Consider the following 18,607-nt stretch of genomic DNA (forward strand, 5'->3'; position numbering starts at 1 on the left):
TGGCTGCTCAGCGCTTACGTGAAGCCCATCATAAAAGCAGCGGGAGCGCGCCAATGACCGAATTCGATTACGACCTTTTTGTCATTGGTGGCGGATCCGGTGGTGTTCGTGCGGGCCGTCTCGCTGCGGGCATGGGCAAGCGTGTTGCGATTGCAGAAGAGTACCGCTTTGGCGGCACCTGCGTCATCCGCGGTTGCGTGCCCAAGAAGCTGTTCGTCTATGCCTCGCAGTTCCCCGAGCATTTCGAAGATGCGGCCGGTTATGGCTGGAGCGTCGGCGAGACCAAATTCGACTGGCCGACATTGATCGCCAACAAGGACCGCGAGATCGCGAGGCTCGAGGGGCTCTACCGGATGGGGCTCGAAAAGGCCGGCGCCGACATCATCGAAAGCCGGGCAGTCCTGCTGGACAGGCACACGGTGCGCATCGTCAAGGAAGACCGCACGGTGACGGCGCGGACCATCCTGGTCGCCACGGGCGGCAGGCCCACCCCGCATCCGGCGCTGCCGGGACACGAGCATGCGATCAGCTCCAACGAGGCATTTCATCTCGAAAAGCTGCCGGGCTCGATCGCGATTGCCGGCGGCGGTTACATCGCCGTCGAGTTCGCCAACATATTCCATGGGCTGGGTGTCGAGACGACACTCGTCTATCGCGGCAAGGAAATTCTCGGCCGTTTCGACATGGATATGCGCCGCGGCGTTCACAAGGCGATGGTGGACAAGGGCATCCGCATCATCTGCCACGCAGTCGCCCACAACATTGGCAAGCGCGCGGATGGAAAGCTGGAGATCGAGCTGAGCAACGACGAAACGCTCACCGTCGACCAGCTCATGCTGGCGCTGGGCCGCACGCCCAACACCGAGGGGCTGGGGCTCGCGCAGGCAGGCGTGGAAACGGGCACCGTCGGCGAGATCGTCGTCGACGACTATTCTCGTACGAATGTCGATAACATCTACGCCATCGGCGACGTCACCAATCGCGTGCAGCTGACGCCCGTGGCGATCCACGAGGCGATGTGCTTCATCGATACGGTCTTCCGCGACAAGCCGACGACGCCGGATTTCGACGCCATCGCCACGGCGGTGTTCTCGCAGCCTGAGATAGGCACCGTCGGCCTGTCGGAGGAAGATGCCGCGAAGCGCTTCGACGAGCTGGAAATCTACCGTGCCGAGTTCCGGCCGATGCGGCACACGCTATCCGGCCGCCAGGAAAAGATGATCATGAAGCTGGTCGTCGATGCCGCGACGCGGCGCGTTGTCGGCGCCCACATCCTCGGCGTCGATGCCGGCGAGATGGCACAGCTTCTCGGGATCGCCGTCAAGGCGCGGCTGACCAAGGACGTGTTCGACGCAACCATGGCCGTGCATCCAACCGCCGCCGAGGAACTGGTGACGATGTATCAGCCCACCTATCGCGTGAAGAACGGCGAGCGCGTCTAAGCTGCCCTGCTGCGGCCCAGCGTCATCTCTTCGCCTTGCAGCAGCCATCGGATCAGCGGCGGCCATAGCGTTTCGGCGAAGCGGGAACGGAAGAAGCCGAGATGGCCGACGCGCCCACCGGCTTCCTGCGGCGAAATCCAGCGCTGCTCGACCGGCGCGTTGGTGTGGCGCGCCATGAAATGATCCACCGCCCGGGGCGTAGCCCATGGATCGTCGGTGAGGCCGATGGCGAGGATGGGACGCCGTACTTCGCCGTAGCGCGCAGTCTCGGGCAAATCCGGATCGTCGAAGAAATAGTTCTTCATCCGGCACCAGCGCGCCCAGTCGCGGAAGCACGAGGAAGGCATCGGCTCGCCGATGCCCATCCAGCGCGGCGTGTCGCGGAAGCAGAGCGAGACCGGCACGCCGACAAGGTTCATCCGCGCCCACGCCCAGCGGTCGTCGAGCAGGCCGAGATAACCCGACATGGTGGCGACCATCGCGTAGCGCGAAAAACGGTCCGAAACGCCGGAAAGGCCGAACGCGTGCCCGCCATGCGACTGACCAACCCCCACCAGCTCGCTGCGAGGGTCGACCGCAGCCAGTGTCCGGCACGCGGCAGGAAAATCCCTGAGTGCCCATTCCTTGTAGTCGATGCGCCGCGACCATCCTTCAGGCCGCGGTGACATGCCCGTGCCGCGGTAGTCGTATGTCAGTACCGCCCGCGCGCCGGCCTCGACCAGCGCGACCGCGAAGCGTGCATAGAGGCCTTGCGGCACGGCGGTGGCGGAAGAGATCAAGACCAGTGGGCCGTCACCATCGCCTTGCCACAGCGTGCCGCCAAGCGGAAAACCGTCCTCCGTGCTGATCGTGACAGGGTTTTTGGTGGCATCCACATGGGCAGGTTCGGACGGCTGGATTACGCGGGCTGGTTTCTGCGACATCGGATCGTTTCCGGTTATGGAGCGGCTCCGGCTGCAAAGCCGAACAATGCATAACCGTAGCATTGACGTTAACGTCAAAATCAACAGAAAATGTTCAAGCCTGAACGGAAATGCCTGTGCTTGCGGCAGGCGTGATAGACAAGCTAGCCTCCGGGCATGAATGACAACGCAATCGATTCCTCCGAACTTTCCGACAACGCCGTCGTCGCTTATTTCGGCTACGGTTCGCTTGTCTGCCGCGCCACCCACCGCACCGATATTCTGGCGGCCGTGCCTGCGCGGCTTAAAGGCTGGCGGCGGCACTGGCGGCCGCGCCCAGACATGCCGGGTTTTCCGGCAGCACTTCTTTCGGTGCGGCAGGATGAGAGTTCCATATGCGATGGACTGCTGGTCTTCGACCGCATGGAGAACCTCGCAGCCGTCGACGCGCGTGAAGCGCGCTACCGGCGCATCGAGATTGCCGACGGCGATCTCGAGCTCCTCGCTCCGGCTCCATATCGATGCCAGACATATGTCTACGTCGCTGAGGACCATCTGCCGCCGCATCCCGAGCCGCCACGCATATTGCGGTCTTATCTCGATGCCGTACTGCTGGGTTTCTTGTCCGAGCATGGCGAAGAAGGGCTGGCGCGTTTCCTGACCGAAACCGAAGGGTTCGAGGTGGGCATCCATGATGACCGCGCTGAGCCGGTCTACCCGCGCGCGGTCAGCCTCGACGATGCGCAGCGGCGGTGGTTCGACGACGTACTTTCAGGTCGCAGCTTGATTGCGGTCGAATCGCGGACGAATGCGGGGTAGAATAAACATTAGCTCTAGTGTAAGGAGCCGCGTTCCCGAAAAACCGGGTTCCCGGCGGGCGTAGGCAGCCCGCGCATGATGTAATGGGTGCGACGATGACGACGAAATGGTCCCCGAATTCCTGGAGAAACAAGCCGATCCAGCAGGTTCCGGCCTATCCGGACGCCGCTGTGCTTGCGGAGACCGAACGGCAGCTCGCCACCTATCCGCCGCTGGTTTTTGCAGGTGAGGCGCGCAAGCTGAAGCGCCAGCTCGCTTCCGTCGCCAATGGCGAGGCCTTCCTGATGCAGGGCGGAGACTGCGCCGAAAGCTTCGCCGAGCATGGTGCGGACAATATCCGCGACTTCTTCCGCGTCTTTCTGCAGATGGCCGTGGTGCTGACCTATGGCGGTGCCCAGCCTGTGGTGAAGGTCGGCCGTATCGCCGGCCAGTTCGCCAAGCCGCGCTCGTCCGACAACGAGACCAAGGGCGACGTGACGCTGCCGAGCTACCGCGGCGACATCATCAACGGTATCGAATTCGACGAGAAGTCGCGCATTCCCGATCCCGCGCGCCAGGAGATGGCCTACCGCCAGTCGGCCGCCACGCTCAATCTGCTGCGCGCCTTCGCGCAGGGCGGCTTCGCCAACCTCGAGAATGTGCACAAGTGGATGCTCGGTTTCGTCGCCGACAGCCCGCAGGCCGAGCGCTACGAGGCGCTGGCGACGCGCATTTCCGAGACGATCGACTTCATGCGCGCCGTCGGCATCACAGGCGACAGCCATCCGGCGCTGCGCGAAACGGATTTCTACACCAGCCACGAGGCGCTGCTGCTCGGCTACGAAGAAGCGCTGACCCGCATCGACTCGACCTCCGGCGACTGGTACGCGACCTCCGGCCACATGATCTGGATCGGCGACCGCACGCGCCAGCCGGACCATGCGCATATCGAATACTGCCGCGGCATCAAGAACCCGCTCGGCCTCAAATGCGGTCCTTCGCTGACGCCGGACGGTCTGATTGAGCTGATCGACCTTCTGAACCCGGAAAACGAGCCGGGCCGGCTGACGCTGATCGCGCGCTTCGGCGCCGACAAGGTTGGCGACCACCTGCCGAAGCTGGTGCGCGCCGTGCAGAAGGAAGGCCGCAAGGTCGTCTGGTCTTGCGATCCGATGCACGGCAACACGATCACTGCCGCCGGCTACAAAACGCGGCCATTCGACCGCATCCTCAAGGAAGTGCAGAGCTTCTTCGAGGTGCATCGCGCCGAGGGCTCGCATCCGGGCGGCATCCACATCGAGATGACGGGCAAGAACGTCACCGAATGCACCGGCGGCGCGCGCGCCATTCGCGACGAGGAACTGCAGGATCGCTACCACACCCATTGCGACCCGCGCCTCAACGCCGATCAGGCGATCGAGCTGGCTTTCCTGGTGGCGGATCTGCTCAAGCGGAAGAACGCTGGCGAGGCTCCGCGACAAGTCGTCAACGGCTGATCAACCTGCCTTCGCGACAATCGAACGGGCGCCTTTCGGCGCCCGTTTCCGTTTCAGGCTAGGGGGCGAAGACTTCGATCGCCTGGGGTAGCACCTTGAAATGCGCCGGCGTCGAGGTGACGATCTCGCCATCGGCATTCACAGGCATTTCGGTGTCCGTTTCCACATCGAATTCGATGCAACGCGCAGTGCGCACCTCGCTCCATGCACCGTGCGTGCCTGAGCGGAACGAGCGCATCATCAGCGCGAGCTTCCAGACGTTCTTCATTTCGAGGCTGTAGAGGTCGAGATGCCCGTCGTCGATGCTGGCAGAGGCCTCGATCACGTTGCCGCCGCCGTAATGGCGGCCGTTGCCGACCGCGATCTGGTAGGTGGACGTCTCGATCTTTTGTCCTTTCTCCGTGATGCGGGCAACGAAGCGATCGGCCTGCCGCATCACCCGAGCGGCGGCGAGCGCGTAGCCGAAACGGCCGAAGCGCCGCTTGAGGGCGGGATCGAGCCCGCGCGCGAGTGCGGCGCTGAGCCCGATGCTGGCAACGTTGAAAAAGGCGTGGCCGTTAACGGTGCCGACGTCGATCCGCCGGGTCTGGCCGTTCGCGATGACGTCGGCCGCCCGCGCCAGGTCGACAGGAATGTTCAACGTGCGTGCCAGGTCATTCGCCGTTCCCATCGGAACGATGCCCAGCGGCAGCCCGCTCTCGACCGCTGCGAGCGCCGCAGACGAGACGGAGCCGTCGCCGCCGCATACAATCACAAGATCGGCGGTTTCCCGCAGCCGGACGATGTCGCGCGCGATTTCGGGCAAGGCCTCGAAGGATTCCACAGTCACCGAAAGCCCGCCAGCCTCGAGCCTGCCGGTTACCGGGCCGATGGCCTCGCTACCGCGCCTTGCCTTCGGGTTGACCAGCAGAAGCGCTCTTTTCGTCTTGTCTTGCATGGAGATACGACCATTTGGATTGCGCGTCGCACATATGCATGTGAAACGGGCATTGCGATGCCGGGCCGGGCGAAAAGCGACGTTCTTGCGTTAATTCTTGTTAATGTTGCACTGCGTGGTGCTGATCGTGTTTCGCTGAAAGAGGCGTCAAAATTCCGCGATGTTCCGTCCGGTGGAGTCATGCGAGATGGGGCGAGAACAACGCAGGGAGGAGATCATGAGAGAAACCCATACAGGCGCGTGCCTTTGCGGCTCCGTGCGATTCACCGCAAGGGGATCGTTGCGCGGCGTCGTCTATTGCCATTGCTCGCAATGCCGCCGCCAGACCGGGCATTATTACGCGGCGACCAACGTGTCGAACGAGAACCTGGAAGTCACCGGCGACGAAAATGTGAGCTGGTATCGTGCATCGGACTTCGCGCAACGCGGCTTCTGCAGGACCTGCGGCTCGGCGCTGTTCTGGAAACGCGACGACGCCGACTATGTCTCCATCATGGCAGGCAGTTTCGATGCGCCCTCGGGGCTGAGGGGTGAAAAACACATCTTCGTTGCCGACAAGGGCGACTATTACGAGATCGCCGACGGATTGCCGCAGAGAAGCTAGGCGTGCGGGTTTAGGTGCGACCGTGAACGCATCGTTGATTGGCGTTCATCATTGCTGAACGAAGAGTCGCTGGTGCCGCATCTGCCGCCGGATCGTGCAGGGGCGTATATGATGGGAAAGGAGATTTCCCATGGCTTCGATGCCCACGCTCTTCATCTCTCATGGCGGCCCCGACATCGTCATCAATGACAGTGCAGCCCGCGACTATCTCGAAACGTTGTCGGAACACCTGCCGAGGCCCAGGGCGATCGTGATCGTCTCCGCCCATTTCGAGACTAACGGCGTTGCCGTCGTCACCGATCCGGCGCCGGGAATGATCTATGATTTCGGCGGCTTCGCACCGGAGCTTTACGAGATGGTGTACCCGGCACCGGGCGAGCCGCGCCTTGCCGAGCGCGTGTTTGCGATGCTGGGCGAGGCAGGCCTGGAGCCGAGCCGCCTTGCCGAGCGGGGATATGATCACGGCGCATGGACACCGCTCAAGCTCGCGTTTCCGCAGGCCGATATTCCGGTGGTACAGGTTTCCGTCGATCCTTCGCGCGACGCCGCATGGCACTATGCGCTCGGCCGCGCATTGGCGCCGCTGCGCGAGGAAGGCGTGCTGCTGATCGGCTCCGGCCACATCACCCACAACCTGCGTGAACTGTTTCCGGTGATGCGCGGCGGCAAGCAGGCCGATCCCGAACTGGCGGCTCATGTCGACGCCTTTGTCGAGTGGTTTGCCGACAAACTGGCGGAAGGTGACCGCGATGCATTGCTCGACTGGAAGGCGCAGGCGCCGTTCGCCAGCGAAAACCACCCGACCGACGAGCATCTCATGCCGATCTTCTTCGCATACGGTGCGGCTGGCGAGGCGCCCCACGCAGAGCGCGCCCACGCGTCCCGCCAGCTCGGGTTCTTCGCCTACGATTCCTACCTCTTCCATTGATGGCAGGCTGTTCGCCGGGCATCGCTTTGGCTATGAGAAGCCGAAAGCGACAATTCAAGAACCGGCCCGCCGATGGAAAGACTGATCAACGCGACGAAGAATTCGGCCCGGGCTTGGGGGGTCCTTATCCGCCATGAAGCCGCTTTCCGCCTGGAAACGATCCTTCTCGGCGTTGCTTTGCCGGTTGCTTATCTGATCGCAACGACATGGCGCGGCTTCGCGCTGTTGATCGGGGTGATCCTGCTGGTGATGGTCGTGGAGGTGCTGAACACAGCGGTCGAAGCGGCCTGCGATGCCTTTTCGCGCGAGTTCAACACCGACATACGGCTTGCCAAGGACTGTGGTTCGCTGGCTGTCGCGCTGTCGCTCGTCATCGCGGGTGGCGTGTGGCTGCTGGCCTTCTGGGAGTGGATTGCAGGCGCGCCGGTTTGAGCATTTAACGCTCGCTGCGTCTGGCGAAATGATGTGCGGCAAGACCGGCGGCAACGGTCGTGATAAGCCCGATGCCCAATGCGGCGAGCAATCGCTGAGGATTTGCGAGCTCCTTTCCGAGGAACTGTTCCACGCCCGCACCGAACAGGTAGCCTGCGCCAAGAAACAGGATCGCCCAAACCGCTGACGAAAGTGCGTTCACGGCAGCAAACTTGCCAGCGGGGATGGCGGACAGTCCTGCGGCTATGCCGCCGACCAGGCGAAAACCGTAGGCATAGCGGTTGAGCATGACATAGGCGACCGGCCGTCTAGCGATGAGGTCGAGCGCACGGCCAAAGCCGGGGCGCGCTGCCTGTCGTTTCACAAACCCGTAGGTGCCGAACCGTCTGCCGGCGACGAAAAACAACGTGTCGCCGAGGAACGCGCCGGCAAAGGCCGCGAGAAATGCGCCTAGCGCCGGAAAGACATCTTGGTGCGCGAAGAACCCGGCGAGCACCGCAGCACTTTCGCCTTCCGCGACGCAGCCGAGGAAGACGGCAAGCAATCCGTATTTCTCGATCAGCAGATGGATCGTCTCGGTCATTCGGCGGTTTTCCGGCCCGTCATCAGCGTCTCAAGCCTCTCCAGCCTTTCGGCGATTGCCCGGACTTCGGCATGCATGGCGACGATTTCGCTCTGCCGCAGGGCATCCATCTTTTCGTGCAGCGCCATGATCTCGATCTCGGCCTTGAGGTTGACCTCGTAGTCATGTGCCGCGTCGAGCCGGTCTCGCTCAGTCTGCCGGTTCTGCGACATCATGATGACCGGGGCCTGGATGGCGGCAAGCATGGAAAGCACGAGGTTGAGAAAGATGAACGGGTAGGGATCGAACGCGTCACGCGTGAGCAACCACGTGTTGGCAAGCGTCCAGACAAGCAGGAAGGCCAGAAAGCTCAGGATGAAGCTCCATGAACCGCCGATCCGTGCGATCGCGTCTGCCAGTCTCTCGCCGAAGCCGGCATGGTCGGCAATATGCCGGTTCTGGTCTCTGGCAAGCGGACGCCGGGCCGCGGTGCTTTGAAGAACACGGTGTTCGGCGTCGCCGAGCTTTTTGCCCGGGAACCAGCGTGACGCGAGTTCCTCGACTGTCTTTGCCATGGCCATTCTCCTGCTTGGCTGGAACGTTCCGGTGAAGCATGATCGCAACGATTCAGGGAGGCCGCCATGCTTTCATTCAAATCTATCCGCGCCCGCGCGGCAGACCGCAAGGGCGGTGATGAGGTGCTGGATTCTCTGCTGGGGCCGGTGCCAGACAATGCGGCACTCGCGGCCGTGCCGGACGACCGCATCCTGTCCACCATGGCCAGTCGCGTGTTCTCGGCCGGCTTCGTCTGGTCGGTGATCGAGCAGAAATGGCCGGGCTTCGAGGAGGCGTTCCTCGGCTTTGAGCCGAAGCCGCTTCTGTTTCAGCCGGAAGACTTCTGGCACGATCTGGCGAGCGACAAGCGCATCGTGCGCAACCCGCAGAAGATCAAATCGGTTCGCGACAACGCAGCCTTCGTCGACCGCGTTTCGCGCGAGCACGGCGGGTTCGGCAAGTTCCTGGCTGATTGGCCCGCCGACGACCAGGTCGGGCTGACGGCGTATTTCGGCAAGCACGGCAGCCGGCTTGGCGGCAATACAGGGCAATACCTGCTGCGCTGGCTGGGTTGGGATACGTTCATCATCTCCAGCGACATGGCCGCTGCCATGCGCGATGCCGGGCTGGAGATCGCCGAAAGCCCGACTTCCAAGAAGGACCTCGCAGCCATTCAGGCGCAGATGAATGCCTGGGCTGCGGAAACCGGCCTGCCGCGCGCCCACATCTCGCGCACTCTTTCAATGTCGATCGGGCCCAATCGATCGGTGGAAGAGTTGCGCGGCTATGTCAGCGACTAGGCTGCCCCTGCGCCATTGCGATGCGGCAACCGCCGCGCTACAGGCTTTTGCATGAACAGCAAAGCTCCAGACATCATTCGCATCGCCGTTGCGCAGCTCAATCCGGTTGTCGGCGACGTTGCCGGCAACCTCGCCAAGGCCCGCGAGGCGAGGGCGGATGCATCCCGCCATGGCGCGGACCTCATCTTCTTTACCGAGCTCTTCATCGCCGGCTATCCGCCGGAGGACCTGGTTTTGAAGCCGGCCTTCGTGGCCGCCTGCGAACGTGCTGTCGCGGAATTCGCTCAGGATACTGCCGATGGCGGGCCGGGCGTCATCATCGGCACGCCGCTGCGTCGCGACAGTGGCCTGCACAACGCCGTCATGGTGCTGGACGGCGGCAACGTCGTGGCTGAACGTTACAAGCTGGACCTGCCTAATTACGGCGAGTTCGACGAGAAGCGGGTGTTCCAGGCCGGCCCCGACGTGCCCGGTCCAGTCAATTTCCGCGGTATCCGGCTCGGCATTCCGATCTGCGAGGACATCTGGGGCGAGCTCGGCGTCTGCGAGACGCTGGCTGAAAGTGGCGCGGAGATGCTGCTGGTGCCGAACGGCTCGCCCTATTATCGCGGCAAGGTCGATATTCGCCATCAGGTCGTGCTGAAGCAGGTCATCGAGACCGGCCTGCCGCTGCTCTACGCGGCGCAGCTCGGCGGGCAGGACGAACTCGTCTTCGACGGTGCAAGCTTCGCCTTCAACGCCGACAAGTCGCTGGCCTTCCAGATGAGCCAGTTCGAGGAAGCGGTCGTCGTCACGACCTGGAAGCGGGAAGCAGACGGCTGGCGCTGCACCGACGGCCCGATGTCGAAGATCCCGGAAAAGGAGGAGGCCGATTACCGCGCCTGCCTGCTGGGCTTTCGCGACTATGTGAACAAGAACGGCTTCAAGAACGTCGTGCTCGGTCTTTCGGGCGGCATCGACTCGGCTATCTGCGCGGCGATCGCAGTCGATGCGCTCGGCGAGGAGCGGGTGCGCTGCGTGATGATGCCGTATCGCTATACCTCGAAGGATTCGCTGAAGGACGCCGAGGATTGCGCCCGCGCACTCGGCACCCGCTACGACATCGTGCCGATCTTCGAGCCGGTCGATGGCTTCTCCAATGCGCTCGGCCAGATGTTCGAAGGCACCAAGGAAGGCATCACCGAGGAGAACCTGCAGAGCCGCGCGCGCGGCACGATCCTGATGGCGATCTCCAACAAGTTCGGTTCGATGGTCGTCACCACCGGCAACAAGTCTGAGATGTCGGTCGGCTACGCCACGCTTTACGGCGACATGAATGGCGGCTTCAACCCGATCAAGGACCTCTACAAGATGCAGGTCTATGCGCTGGCCCGCTGGCGCAATGACAATGTGCCGCCCGGCGCGCTTGGTCCCTCGGGCGAGGTGATCCCGCAGAACATCATCGACAAGGCGCCCTCGGCCGAGCTGCGGCCGGACCAGACCGACCAGGACTCGCTGCCGCCATATCCCGTCCTGGACGACATTCTGGAATGCCTCGTCGAAGGCGAGATGGGCGTCGACGAGATCGTCGGGCGCGGACACGACCGCGAGACCGTGCATCGCATCGAACATCTGCTCTACATCGCCGAGTACAAGCGCAGGCAGGCCGCCCCGGGCGTGAAGATCACCAAGAAGAACTTCGGCCGCGACCGCCGTTATCCCATCACGAACCGGTTCCGAGATCGGAGCTGAGCATCACCGGGCGGCGGCGCCTTCAGCTTGCGCCATTGCCGTTCTCCACAATTTCGCGCTGGTCGTATACGTGGTCGACGAGCCCCCATTCCTTCGCTTCCTGCGCCGTGAAGAAAAAGTCGCGGTCGAGCACGCGTTCGACCTCGGCTTCGGTCTGGTTGCAATGCTGCGCATAGAGGCTCGTCATGCGGCGCTTGAGCTTCAGGATATCCTCGGCGTGGCGTTCGATGTCCGAGGCCTGCCCGCGAAACCCGCCGAGGGGCTGGTGGAGGACGACGCTGGCATTGGGCAGGGCGATGCGCCGGCCCGGCGCGCCCGATGCGAGCAGGAATGACGCCATCGATCCGGCTGTGCCCATGCAAAGCGTCGAAACCGGGCTCGTGATGAAACGCATCGTGTCGTAGATCGCAAAGCCGCTCGTCACCACGCCGCCCGGCGAGTTGATGTAGAATGAGATTTCCCGCTTGGGGTTCTCCGACTCCAGAAACAGAAGCTGCGCGCAGATCAATGACGCGGATGCGTCGTTGACTTCGCCGTTGAGGAACACGATCCGCTCGCGCAGCAACCGTGAGAGGATGTCGAAGGAGCGTTCGCCGCGCGGCGACTGCTCGACGACCATGGGGACGAGATTCATCGTTTCGCGCATCGCGCGATCCTCCTTGTTTGGATGTGAAAGGTTTTGAAGCTGCCGTCAGGCGGCCACGGCCGTTGGCGGACGGTTGGAGTTGACTGCCACCGGTATCGCGCGTTCGGCCACGCTATGCGTCAGGCGAAAACGGGTGCGGCCGTCCGGAGCGGGTGATAGGTCGATGGTGACGACCGTATCGGGCTCGCTCGCCGTCTCGTCCCGCCATGCGTAGCGCACGCGGTTGCAGGGTTCTGCCTCGATAAGGGAATAGCTGCGCTCGCCGGCGGCGTTTTCCCCAGTGCGATCGGTTTCCAGCCATTGCGCGGCAAGCTCCGGCACGGTGAGTGCCCGCCAGACCTTTTCAGGTGCGGCGTCGAGTTCGCAGTCGACCATCACCTCGTCGGTGCTGTCCGCGTCGTCCGAAAAACCGTCGGTCATTGATCCATTTCCTTGAGGAGTGTCTTGAGCCTTTCGACGCGCGTCGGCCAGAAGGCGCGATAGCGGGCGAGCCAGTCGAAAAGCGGCATCAGGCCATCAGGGTTGACGCTGTAATTTACGTGACGGCCGGCGCGGGTCTCGTTGACGAGGCCAGCACCACGCAAAACGGCGACGTGCTGCGAGATGGCGGGTTGCGAGATCGCCAAGCCTTCGCGCAGCTCGGTCGCGTTCTTCTCACCGGCAAGAAGTCGCTCGAAGACCGCGCGACGGGTCGGATCGGCAAGGGCGCGAAAGATGTCAGATTCGTTCATGGCTTGAGATAAGCATAGACTTATCTTTTAGGCAAGAGTCGCGTTGGCCCTCCAGGAGAGGTGGTCAGTGCCATTGCGGGCCGACGAGAGTCGGATAGAGTGCGCGGCATTCCAAACGCAGGGCCCCGCATGCCCCGGCGGGGTCGGCAAAAGAGCGGCTTTCGACCCCCATGAATTTCCTTGCCTTTATCCGCAATAACGCGCGCTGGCTCGCCGGCGGCTTCCTGCTGACCTTCTTTTCGTCCTACGGGCAGACGTTTTTCATTTCTTTGTCGTCGGGCCATATCCGTACCGAGTACGGACTGAGCCATGGCCAGTTCGGCACGATCTACATGCTGGCGACGCTCGCCAGCGCCGCGACCCTGACCTATCTCGGCCAGATCGTGGACAAGCGCTCACCGCGCGCCGTGACCTTCATCATCGTTCCGATACTCGCCTTTGCTTGCGTGCTGATGGCATTCTCGCACCATATCGTGCTGCTGCTACTCGCTATTTACCTGCTGCGCCTGTTCGGGCAGGGCATGATGAGCCAGAACGCATTCACCGCCATCGGGCGCTGGTTCGTCGCTCAAAGGGGCAGGGCGACCTCGCTGACGGCGATTGGCGTCAATGCCGGCGAGGCATCCTTTCCGCTGCTGTTCGTGCTGGTGGCGGGCGCGCTGGGCTGGCGAAACGCCTGGCTTGCCGGCGCGGTCACGCTGCTGGTGGTCGCGCTGCCGCTGATTTCCTGGCTGGTCGCGAAGGACCGCACGCCGCAGGCATCCGACCCCGCAGCGCCCGTTGCCGCGGCGCGCGACTGGAGCCGTGCGGAGGTGCTGCGCGACCCGCTGTTCTACATGGCGATGGCGGGGGTGCTCGCGCCGGGGTTCATCGGCACCACGGTTTTCTTCCACCAGATCTATCTGGTCGAGCTGCGCGGCTGGTCGCTGGAAGCCTTCGCAGCCTCCTTCGCGTTTATGGCGGCGACGGTGGTGGTGTTCTCGCTGGTGGCGGGACAACTGGTCGACCGCTATTCGGCAAAGGCGATGCTGCCGACCTTCCTGATACCGCTCGGTCTCGCCTGCCTTGTCCTCGGCTTCGTCGAAGGGCAATGGGCGGCCTTCGTATTCATGGGTCTGATGGGCATCAGCTACGGCTTCACCAACACGGTCTTCGGCGCGCTATGGCCCGAGATTTACGGGGTGCGCTACCTCGGTGCGATTCGCGCGGTGACAATGGCGCTCGGCGTGTTCGCCACGGCGCTGGGGCCGGGCCTGACGGGCTACCTGATCGACGCGGGCGTGAGCTTTCCGGCCCAGGTCGTGGTCATGGGGATCTACTGCTTCGCCGCTTGCGGGATGCTTGTCGGCGTGTCGCGCAGGCTTTTCGCGCGCAGTTTGCCGGCTACTGCCTGACCCAACGGAATCCGCTCAACTGGACTTGGCAGGAACAACTTCCGCGATTATAAGCGCGATCCTTGCCATCCCTGAGGAGGTTCGAATGCCAGCATTCTCTTCTACGTCCCAGGGCAGCGCCATGATCGCGGGTCGCAGCGCCTAGGTTCGATTTCGAACCGGTCCTGACCCCGGCTTTTCAAGGCGGCTGCCACCGGTTTCCGTTCCGCTCGTGCGGATCAGGGGACCGTGTCCGGCACCGTCACTCCGCGACGGCAATACCGTCGCCGGCGCCGAACTTTTTCTGATTTCATATTCCGGGACCGGAGTGCTTCGCCGCCTCCGGCAATTGACATGACTCCTTTTCCCAAGTCGCGGCGTAGCAACGCCTTCCGTCGCGTATTCCAGTTTACCGGCGCACACTGGCGCCGCCAGCCGATCCGGCTGACGCTGATCACCGTTGCCGTGCTGGCTTCGACGGCGGCGGACGTCCTGACGCCACTTTATTCGGGCCGTCTCGTCGACGCCGTCGCGCGCGGCGCGGCGACCGACGAACTCGCCTGGAACGCAGCGATCGCCGCGTTCTCGATGCTGATCGCGCTCTCAACGATGGCGATCGCGCTGCGCCACTTCGTGTTCCAGGCGATCGTCGGGCTGACGTTGCGGATGATGTCGGACATTTCCGCCGATGCGTTCGCGCGCGTACAGCGCTTCTCGACCGACTGGCACGCCAACAGCTTCGCCGGCTCGACCGTGCGCAAGGTAACGCGCGGCATGTGGGCGCTGGACCTGCTGAACGACACGATCCTGATCGCACTGCTGCCTTCGACGGTGATGCTGCTGGGCTCGACGCTGCTGCTCGGCTGGTACTGGCCGATGATGGGTGTCATCGTGGGCACAGGCTCGCTGATCTACATCGCGATCACCGTGTCGCTGTCGCTGTGGTATGTCGCGCCCGCCGCAAGCCTTGCCAATGCGTGGGACACGCGGCTGGGCGGTGCGCTGGCCGATGCGGTCTCGTGCAACGCGGTGGTGAAGGCTTTCGGCGCCGAACAGCGCGAGGATGCGCGGCTGGCCAAGGTCGTCGACAAGTGGCGCCACCGCACCCATCGCACGTGGACGCGCGGAACCGTCAACGGAACGACGCAGGGCGTGACGATGCTGTTCCTGCGCGCGGCCGTCATCGGCTTCGCCATCGTGCTGTGGAGCGAGGGCAGAGCGAGCGCCGGCGATATCGCCTTCGTGCTGACCTCGTTCTTCGTGCTGCAGGGCTACCTGCGCGATGTCGGCATGCATGTGCGCAACGTTCAGCGTTCGGTCAACGACATGGAGGAGCTGGTCGACATCCACGCCCAGCCCGTCACCGTCGCCGACCTGCCGGGCGCTCCGCCCATCGTCATCGAGGAAGGCCGCATCGCCTTCGAGAACGTGACGTTCCACTATGGGGGGCATATCGAGCCGCTCTACCGCGATTTCTCGCTGGAGATCCGCGCGGGCGAGCGCGTCGGCCTCGTCGGCCATTCGGGTTCGGGCAAGACGACCTTCGTCAAGCTCATCCAGAGGCTGCATGACGTCACCGGTGGCCGCATCGTGATCGACGGGCAGGACATATCTGCGGTCCAGCAGGCATCTCTGCGTGCGCAGATCGCCATCGTCCAGCAGGAGCCGATCCTGTTCCACCGGTCGCTGGCGGAGAACATCGCCTATGCGCGGCCGGGTGCGAGCCAGGCCGATATCGAGCGGGCGGCGAAGCTTGCCAGCGCGCACGATTTCATCGAACGGCTGCCCAAGGGCTATGCGACGCTCGTCGGTGAGCGTGGCATCAAGCTCTCGGGCGGCGAGCGGCAGCGCGTGGCGATTGCCCGTGCGTTTCTGGCCGACGCGCCGATCCTGATCCTGGACGAGGCCACGTCGAGCCTCGATTCGGAATCGGAGGTGCTGATCCAGCAGGCGATGGAGCGACTGATGGTCGGTCGCACGACGCTGGTGATCGCCCATCGGCTTTCGACCGTGCGCGCACTCGACCGGCTGCTGGTGTTCGACAAGGGCGAGGTGATCGAGGAGGGCGACCACGTCTCGCTGATCCGGCTCGAGGGTGGCATCTACCGCCGCCTGTTTGAACGCCAGGCGCTCGAACTGACGAAGGGCTTCGTCTAGACCATATCGTCTCCCGCCCGCGCAACTGGGCGGGAGACGGCGATGCGCCTTGCCAACGCCATGGGCTTCGGCTACCCGCAGGCGATGACAGTCACCGTTCGTTTCGCGCCGTCGCCGACCGGCCATATCCATATCGGCAATGCCCGGACCGCGCTTTTCAACTGGCTGTTCGCCAGACAGCGCGGCGGCCGCTTCATCCTGCGCTTCGACGATACCGACACAGCGCGATCCCGGCAGGAATATGCCGACCAGATCCAGACGGACCTGCACTGGCTCGGAATCCGCCCCGACGTGACAGCGCACCAGTCGGTACGCTTCGATACCTATGCGGCGGCCGTCGAAAGGCTGAAGGCCGCTGGGTTGCTCTATCCTTGCTGGGAGACGGCGGAGGAACTGGAACGCCGGCGCAAGATCAGGCTCTCGCGCCGGCTGCCGCCAGTCTATGGCCGCGAGGCGCTGAAGCTCGCTGAAACCGACAGGAAGGCGTTTGGGGACGACGGCCGCAAGCCCCACTGGCGCTTCCTGCTGCCCAACTTTTCCGACGATCCATTTTCGCCGCAGCGCACTGAGGTGCATTGGGACGACGTGGTGCGCGGCCCCCAGACGGTTGACCTCGCTTCGATGTCAGATCCCGTGCTGGTGCGCGAGGATGGAACCTATCTCTACACACTGCCATCGGTGGTCGACGACATCGACCTCAGCGTCAGCCACGTCATCCGCGGCGACGACCACGTCACCAATACCGGAGCGCAGATCGCGCTGTTCCGTGCGCTTGGTGCGCAGCCGCCCGCATTCGGCCATCACAATCTGCTGACGACTGCCTCCGGCGAGGGGCTTTCCAAGCGCAGCGGGGCGCTGTCGATCAAGAGTCTCGCTGAAGACGGCATCGAGCCGATGGCGGTCGCTTCGCTCGCGGTTCTGATTGGCACGTCGGAAAGTGTGTCGGCGGCGCGCTCGATGGACGAGCTTGCCGAACGCTTCGACCCTGCCGCGACGTCCAAATCGGCCGCGAAGTTCGATCCGGCAGAACTCGTGACGCTGAACAAGGTGCTGATCCACGCCATGCCGTTCGAGGAGGCCCGCGAGAGGCTGGCGGAGCACGGTATTTCCGGCTCGCTCGCCGAGCCGTTCTGGCTTGCGGTGCGCGGCAATCTGGAAAAGCTGGCTGACGCCGAGGTCTGGTGGAAGATCGTGCAGGAGGGACCGCAGGAGCGGCCTGAACCGGCGCCGGAAGACGCCGAATTCCTGGCGATCGCCTTCGACAATCTGCCGCCGGAACCGTGGGACCGAATGACCTGGAAGATCTGGACCGATCGTCTGAAAGAACTGAGCGGGCGCAAGGGCAGGGTGCTGTTCATGCCGCTTCGGCTAGCGCTCACCGGGCGTGAGCAGGGTCCGGAACTCGCAGATCTATTGCCTCTTCTGGGTCGGGAAGGAACCTTGGCCCGACGACCCTGACGGCACGGTCGTCGTCTTCGGTGCCGGCTGTCGAAGGCCTGGGCCGGCGCGGCGGGGTCGCCAGCCGTTTCAGCGCCGCGGCGTCCAGCCCGCCCTCGCGTGAGGAAAGCGTCTCGGGATCCTCGGCGGCATCTGGCCTTTCCAAAGGCATGGGGATTGCCTGCTGCTGCGCCGGCTCCTCTTCCGGCAAACCGGAGCCATGATCGCCACCGATGATTTCGAAGCCGCGCCCGGCAGTTGTCGATGTTGACGATGATGTCGTGCAGGAACATCCGGGAGCGGTCGCGGCGTTGCGTTCGCGATAGCGGAACGCGTTCGGCATCTGGCTGTAGGGAGTGCCGGTCACCGCAGAAATCATATCCTTCGGCTCCTCGCCGGACGAGCGGTGATAGTGAAGCTCGACCTGTGTGCCGGGGCACATGGCTGCGCATGCGTTCTGGTCGCGCGTGAAGGCGGATTGTGGGACGGACCACGAGACCGGGAAGAAATAGCCGTCGCAGGTGCGTACGCAGAGCGTGCGGAACTGGCCGGAGAGATTGCCGACGCGCAGGCCCGTGCGGTTGTCCACCGCGGCCTGATCCTGCGGCGCAGGATCAGGCTTCTTTGCGCGGCATCCATTGGCATCGAGCGCAGCGGTGATGCGGGCGCGCTCGCGCCGAGTATCGCCACCACCGCCCATGCGCTGGCGTGTCCGGTTCAGCTCGGCAAGGTTGCGCTCCATGCGATCGAGCGTGGCGTTGAGGTTGCCGCAGAACGAAACCGCGGCACCAGACATGAACCGTCCGCAGCCAGCCTGGCGGCCCTGGTCGCGCGCCTGTCGTATCTGCTCCTGCTGGCGCGCTATGGCCGCGTCGTAGCGCCGCGATTTTCCGCCACCGCCGGATGACAGTCCGGCTAGCTGTCCTTCGAGTTGGCGGCACACGCGCGTGCTCGCTTCTGCCGGCAGCAGCGCCAAGGCCAGCACGATCGCGGCAACGGCGAAAGCGCACCCAAAGATGCGATGAAATCCGCCTGAAGCACCGCCCGTCATCATGGGTGGCACCTTACTGGAGGCG

19 protein-coding genes are annotated in these 18,607 nt (G+C 63.8%); 11 read left to right on the plus strand and 8 right to left on the minus strand.

What is annotated here, in order from left to right; translation table 11 throughout:
- Positions 1 to 53: 53 nt before the first annotated feature.
- Positions 54 to 1,442, plus strand: a complete 1,389-nt coding sequence (gor, locus tag V1479_RS11285; RefSeq protein WP_368802970.1) for a glutathione-disulfide reductase — start codon at positions 54 to 56, stop codon at positions 1,440 to 1,442.
- On the opposite strand, the gene V1479_RS11290 is transcribed toward gor, so the two are convergent.
- The gene (locus V1479_RS11290) at positions 1,439 to 2,110 is read right to left on the minus strand and encodes an esterase (protein WP_368803280.1); all 672 of its coding nucleotides are present in this window, start codon (positions 2,108 to 2,110) and stop codon (positions 1,439 to 1,441) included. The two genes, gor and V1479_RS11290, sit on opposite strands and share 4 nt — an antisense overlap.
- A 411-nt stretch (positions 2,111 to 2,521) precedes the next feature.
- On the opposite strand from V1479_RS11290, the gene V1479_RS11295 reads away from it, so the two are divergent.
- A complete protein-coding gene (locus V1479_RS11295) occupies positions 2,522 to 3,163 on the plus strand; it encodes a gamma-glutamylcyclotransferase family protein (RefSeq protein ID WP_368802971.1) in 642 nt (213 codons plus the stop codon).
- A 95-nt stretch (positions 3,164 to 3,258) separates the two neighbouring features.
- Positions 3,259 to 4,638: a class II 3-deoxy-7-phosphoheptulonate synthase gene (locus V1479_RS11300; RefSeq protein ID WP_368802972.1), complete on the plus strand. Its 1,380-nt coding sequence runs from the start codon at positions 3,259 to 3,261 to the stop codon at positions 4,636 to 4,638.
- 58 nt (positions 4,639 to 4,696) lie between these two features.
- Here V1479_RS11300 and V1479_RS11305 read toward each other — a convergent pair whose 3' ends face one another.
- Positions 4,697 to 5,575 carry a lipid kinase gene (locus V1479_RS11305; protein WP_368802973.1) on the minus strand — a complete coding sequence of 293 codons (879 nt, stop codon included), beginning with the start codon at positions 5,573 to 5,575 and terminating at the stop codon, positions 4,697 to 4,699.
- A gap of 217 nt (positions 5,576 to 5,792) precedes the next feature.
- Between V1479_RS11305 and V1479_RS11310 the strand changes: the two genes are divergently transcribed.
- The 3 genes from V1479_RS11310 to V1479_RS11320 all read left to right on the plus strand — a co-directional run bounded on the left by V1479_RS11310 (position 5,793) and on the right by V1479_RS11320 (position 7,539).
- Positions 5,793 to 6,179: a GFA family protein gene (locus V1479_RS11310; protein ID WP_368802974.1), complete on the plus strand. Its 387-nt coding sequence runs from the start codon at positions 5,793 to 5,795 to the stop codon at positions 6,177 to 6,179.
- Between the two features lie 130 nt (positions 6,180 to 6,309).
- Positions 6,310 to 7,107 (plus strand): DODA-type extradiol aromatic ring-opening family dioxygenase, encoded by a 798-nt coding sequence (locus V1479_RS11315; RefSeq protein WP_368802975.1) that lies wholly within the window; start codon positions 6,310 to 6,312, stop codon positions 7,105 to 7,107.
- 72 nt (positions 7,108 to 7,179) lie between these two features.
- Positions 7,180 to 7,539 carry a diacylglycerol kinase gene (locus V1479_RS11320; protein WP_368802976.1) on the plus strand — a complete coding sequence of 120 codons (360 nt, stop codon included), beginning with the start codon at positions 7,180 to 7,182 and terminating at the stop codon, positions 7,537 to 7,539.
- A gap of 4 nt (positions 7,540 to 7,543) precedes the next feature.
- Here the strand turns inward: V1479_RS11320 and V1479_RS11325 are convergent, their stop codons facing one another.
- The gene (locus tag V1479_RS11325; RefSeq protein WP_368802977.1) at positions 7,544 to 8,122 is read right to left on the minus strand and encodes a DedA family protein; all 579 of its coding nucleotides are present in this window, start codon (positions 8,120 to 8,122) and stop codon (positions 7,544 to 7,546) included.
- On the minus strand, positions 8,119 to 8,676 hold the full coding sequence (locus V1479_RS11330; RefSeq protein ID WP_368802978.1) for a DUF1003 domain-containing protein: 558 nt from the start codon (positions 8,674 to 8,676) through the stop codon (positions 8,119 to 8,121). The genes V1479_RS11325 and V1479_RS11330 overlap by 4 nt, the downstream gene beginning before the upstream one ends.
- 66 nt (positions 8,677 to 8,742) lie before the next feature.
- Between V1479_RS11330 and V1479_RS11335 the strand changes: the two genes are divergently transcribed.
- Positions 8,743 to 9,456: a DNA-3-methyladenine glycosylase I gene (locus V1479_RS11335; protein ID WP_368802979.1), complete on the plus strand. Its 714-nt coding sequence runs from the start codon at positions 8,743 to 8,745 to the stop codon at positions 9,454 to 9,456.
- Positions 9,457 to 9,507: 51 nt separating this feature from the next.
- A complete protein-coding gene (locus tag V1479_RS11340; RefSeq protein ID WP_368802980.1) occupies positions 9,508 to 11,187 on the plus strand; it encodes an NAD+ synthase in 1,680 nt (559 codons plus the stop codon).
- A 22-nt stretch (positions 11,188 to 11,209) separates the two neighbouring features.
- On the opposite strand, the gene V1479_RS11345 is transcribed toward V1479_RS11340, so the two are convergent.
- From V1479_RS11345 to V1479_RS11355, 3 genes are read right to left on the minus strand one after another with little or no spacing between them, the layout of a single operon-like run.
- Complete coding sequence (locus V1479_RS11345) at positions 11,210 to 11,833, minus strand: ATP-dependent Clp protease proteolytic subunit (RefSeq protein WP_368802981.1); 624 nt, start codon at positions 11,831 to 11,833, stop codon at positions 11,210 to 11,212.
- 45 nt (positions 11,834 to 11,878) lie between these two features.
- Positions 11,879 to 12,253, minus strand: coding sequence for an SRPBCC family protein (locus tag V1479_RS11350; protein WP_368802982.1), 375 nt, complete (start codon positions 12,251 to 12,253; stop codon positions 11,879 to 11,881).
- Positions 12,250 to 12,564 carry an ArsR/SmtB family transcription factor gene (locus V1479_RS11355; RefSeq protein ID WP_368802983.1) on the minus strand — a complete coding sequence of 105 codons (315 nt, stop codon included), beginning with the start codon at positions 12,562 to 12,564 and terminating at the stop codon, positions 12,250 to 12,252. Before V1479_RS11355 ends, V1479_RS11350 begins: the two co-directional genes overlap by 4 nt.
- Before the next feature lie 170 nt (positions 12,565 to 12,734).
- Between V1479_RS11355 and V1479_RS11360 the strand changes: the two genes are divergently transcribed.
- From V1479_RS11360 to gltX, 3 genes are all read left to right on the plus strand, one after another.
- The gene (locus tag V1479_RS11360) at positions 12,735 to 13,958 is read left to right on the plus strand and encodes an MFS transporter (protein ID WP_368802984.1); all 1,224 of its coding nucleotides are present in this window, start codon (positions 12,735 to 12,737) and stop codon (positions 13,956 to 13,958) included.
- A 333-nt stretch (positions 13,959 to 14,291) separates the two neighbouring features.
- Positions 14,292 to 16,094, plus strand: a complete 1,803-nt coding sequence (locus V1479_RS11365) for an ABC transporter ATP-binding protein (protein WP_368802985.1) — start codon at positions 14,292 to 14,294, stop codon at positions 16,092 to 16,094.
- Between the two features lie 84 nt (positions 16,095 to 16,178).
- Positions 16,179 to 17,552, plus strand: coding sequence for a glutamate--tRNA ligase (gene gltX, locus V1479_RS11370; protein WP_368803281.1), 1,374 nt, complete (start codon positions 16,179 to 16,181; stop codon positions 17,550 to 17,552).
- On the opposite strand, the gene V1479_RS11375 is transcribed toward gltX, so the two are convergent.
- Positions 17,470 to 18,585: a DUF2865 domain-containing protein gene (locus V1479_RS11375; RefSeq protein WP_368802986.1), complete on the minus strand. Its 1,116-nt coding sequence runs from the start codon at positions 18,583 to 18,585 to the stop codon at positions 17,470 to 17,472. The genes gltX and V1479_RS11375 overlap by 83 nt on opposite strands.
- Between the last annotated feature and the right edge of the window lie 22 nt (positions 18,586 to 18,607).

It is taken from the genome of Neoaquamicrobium sediminum, assembly GCF_040970315.1.
In the GTDB taxonomy this organism is placed as follows: Bacteria; Pseudomonadota; Alphaproteobacteria; order Rhizobiales; family Rhizobiaceae; genus Aerobium; species Aerobium sediminum.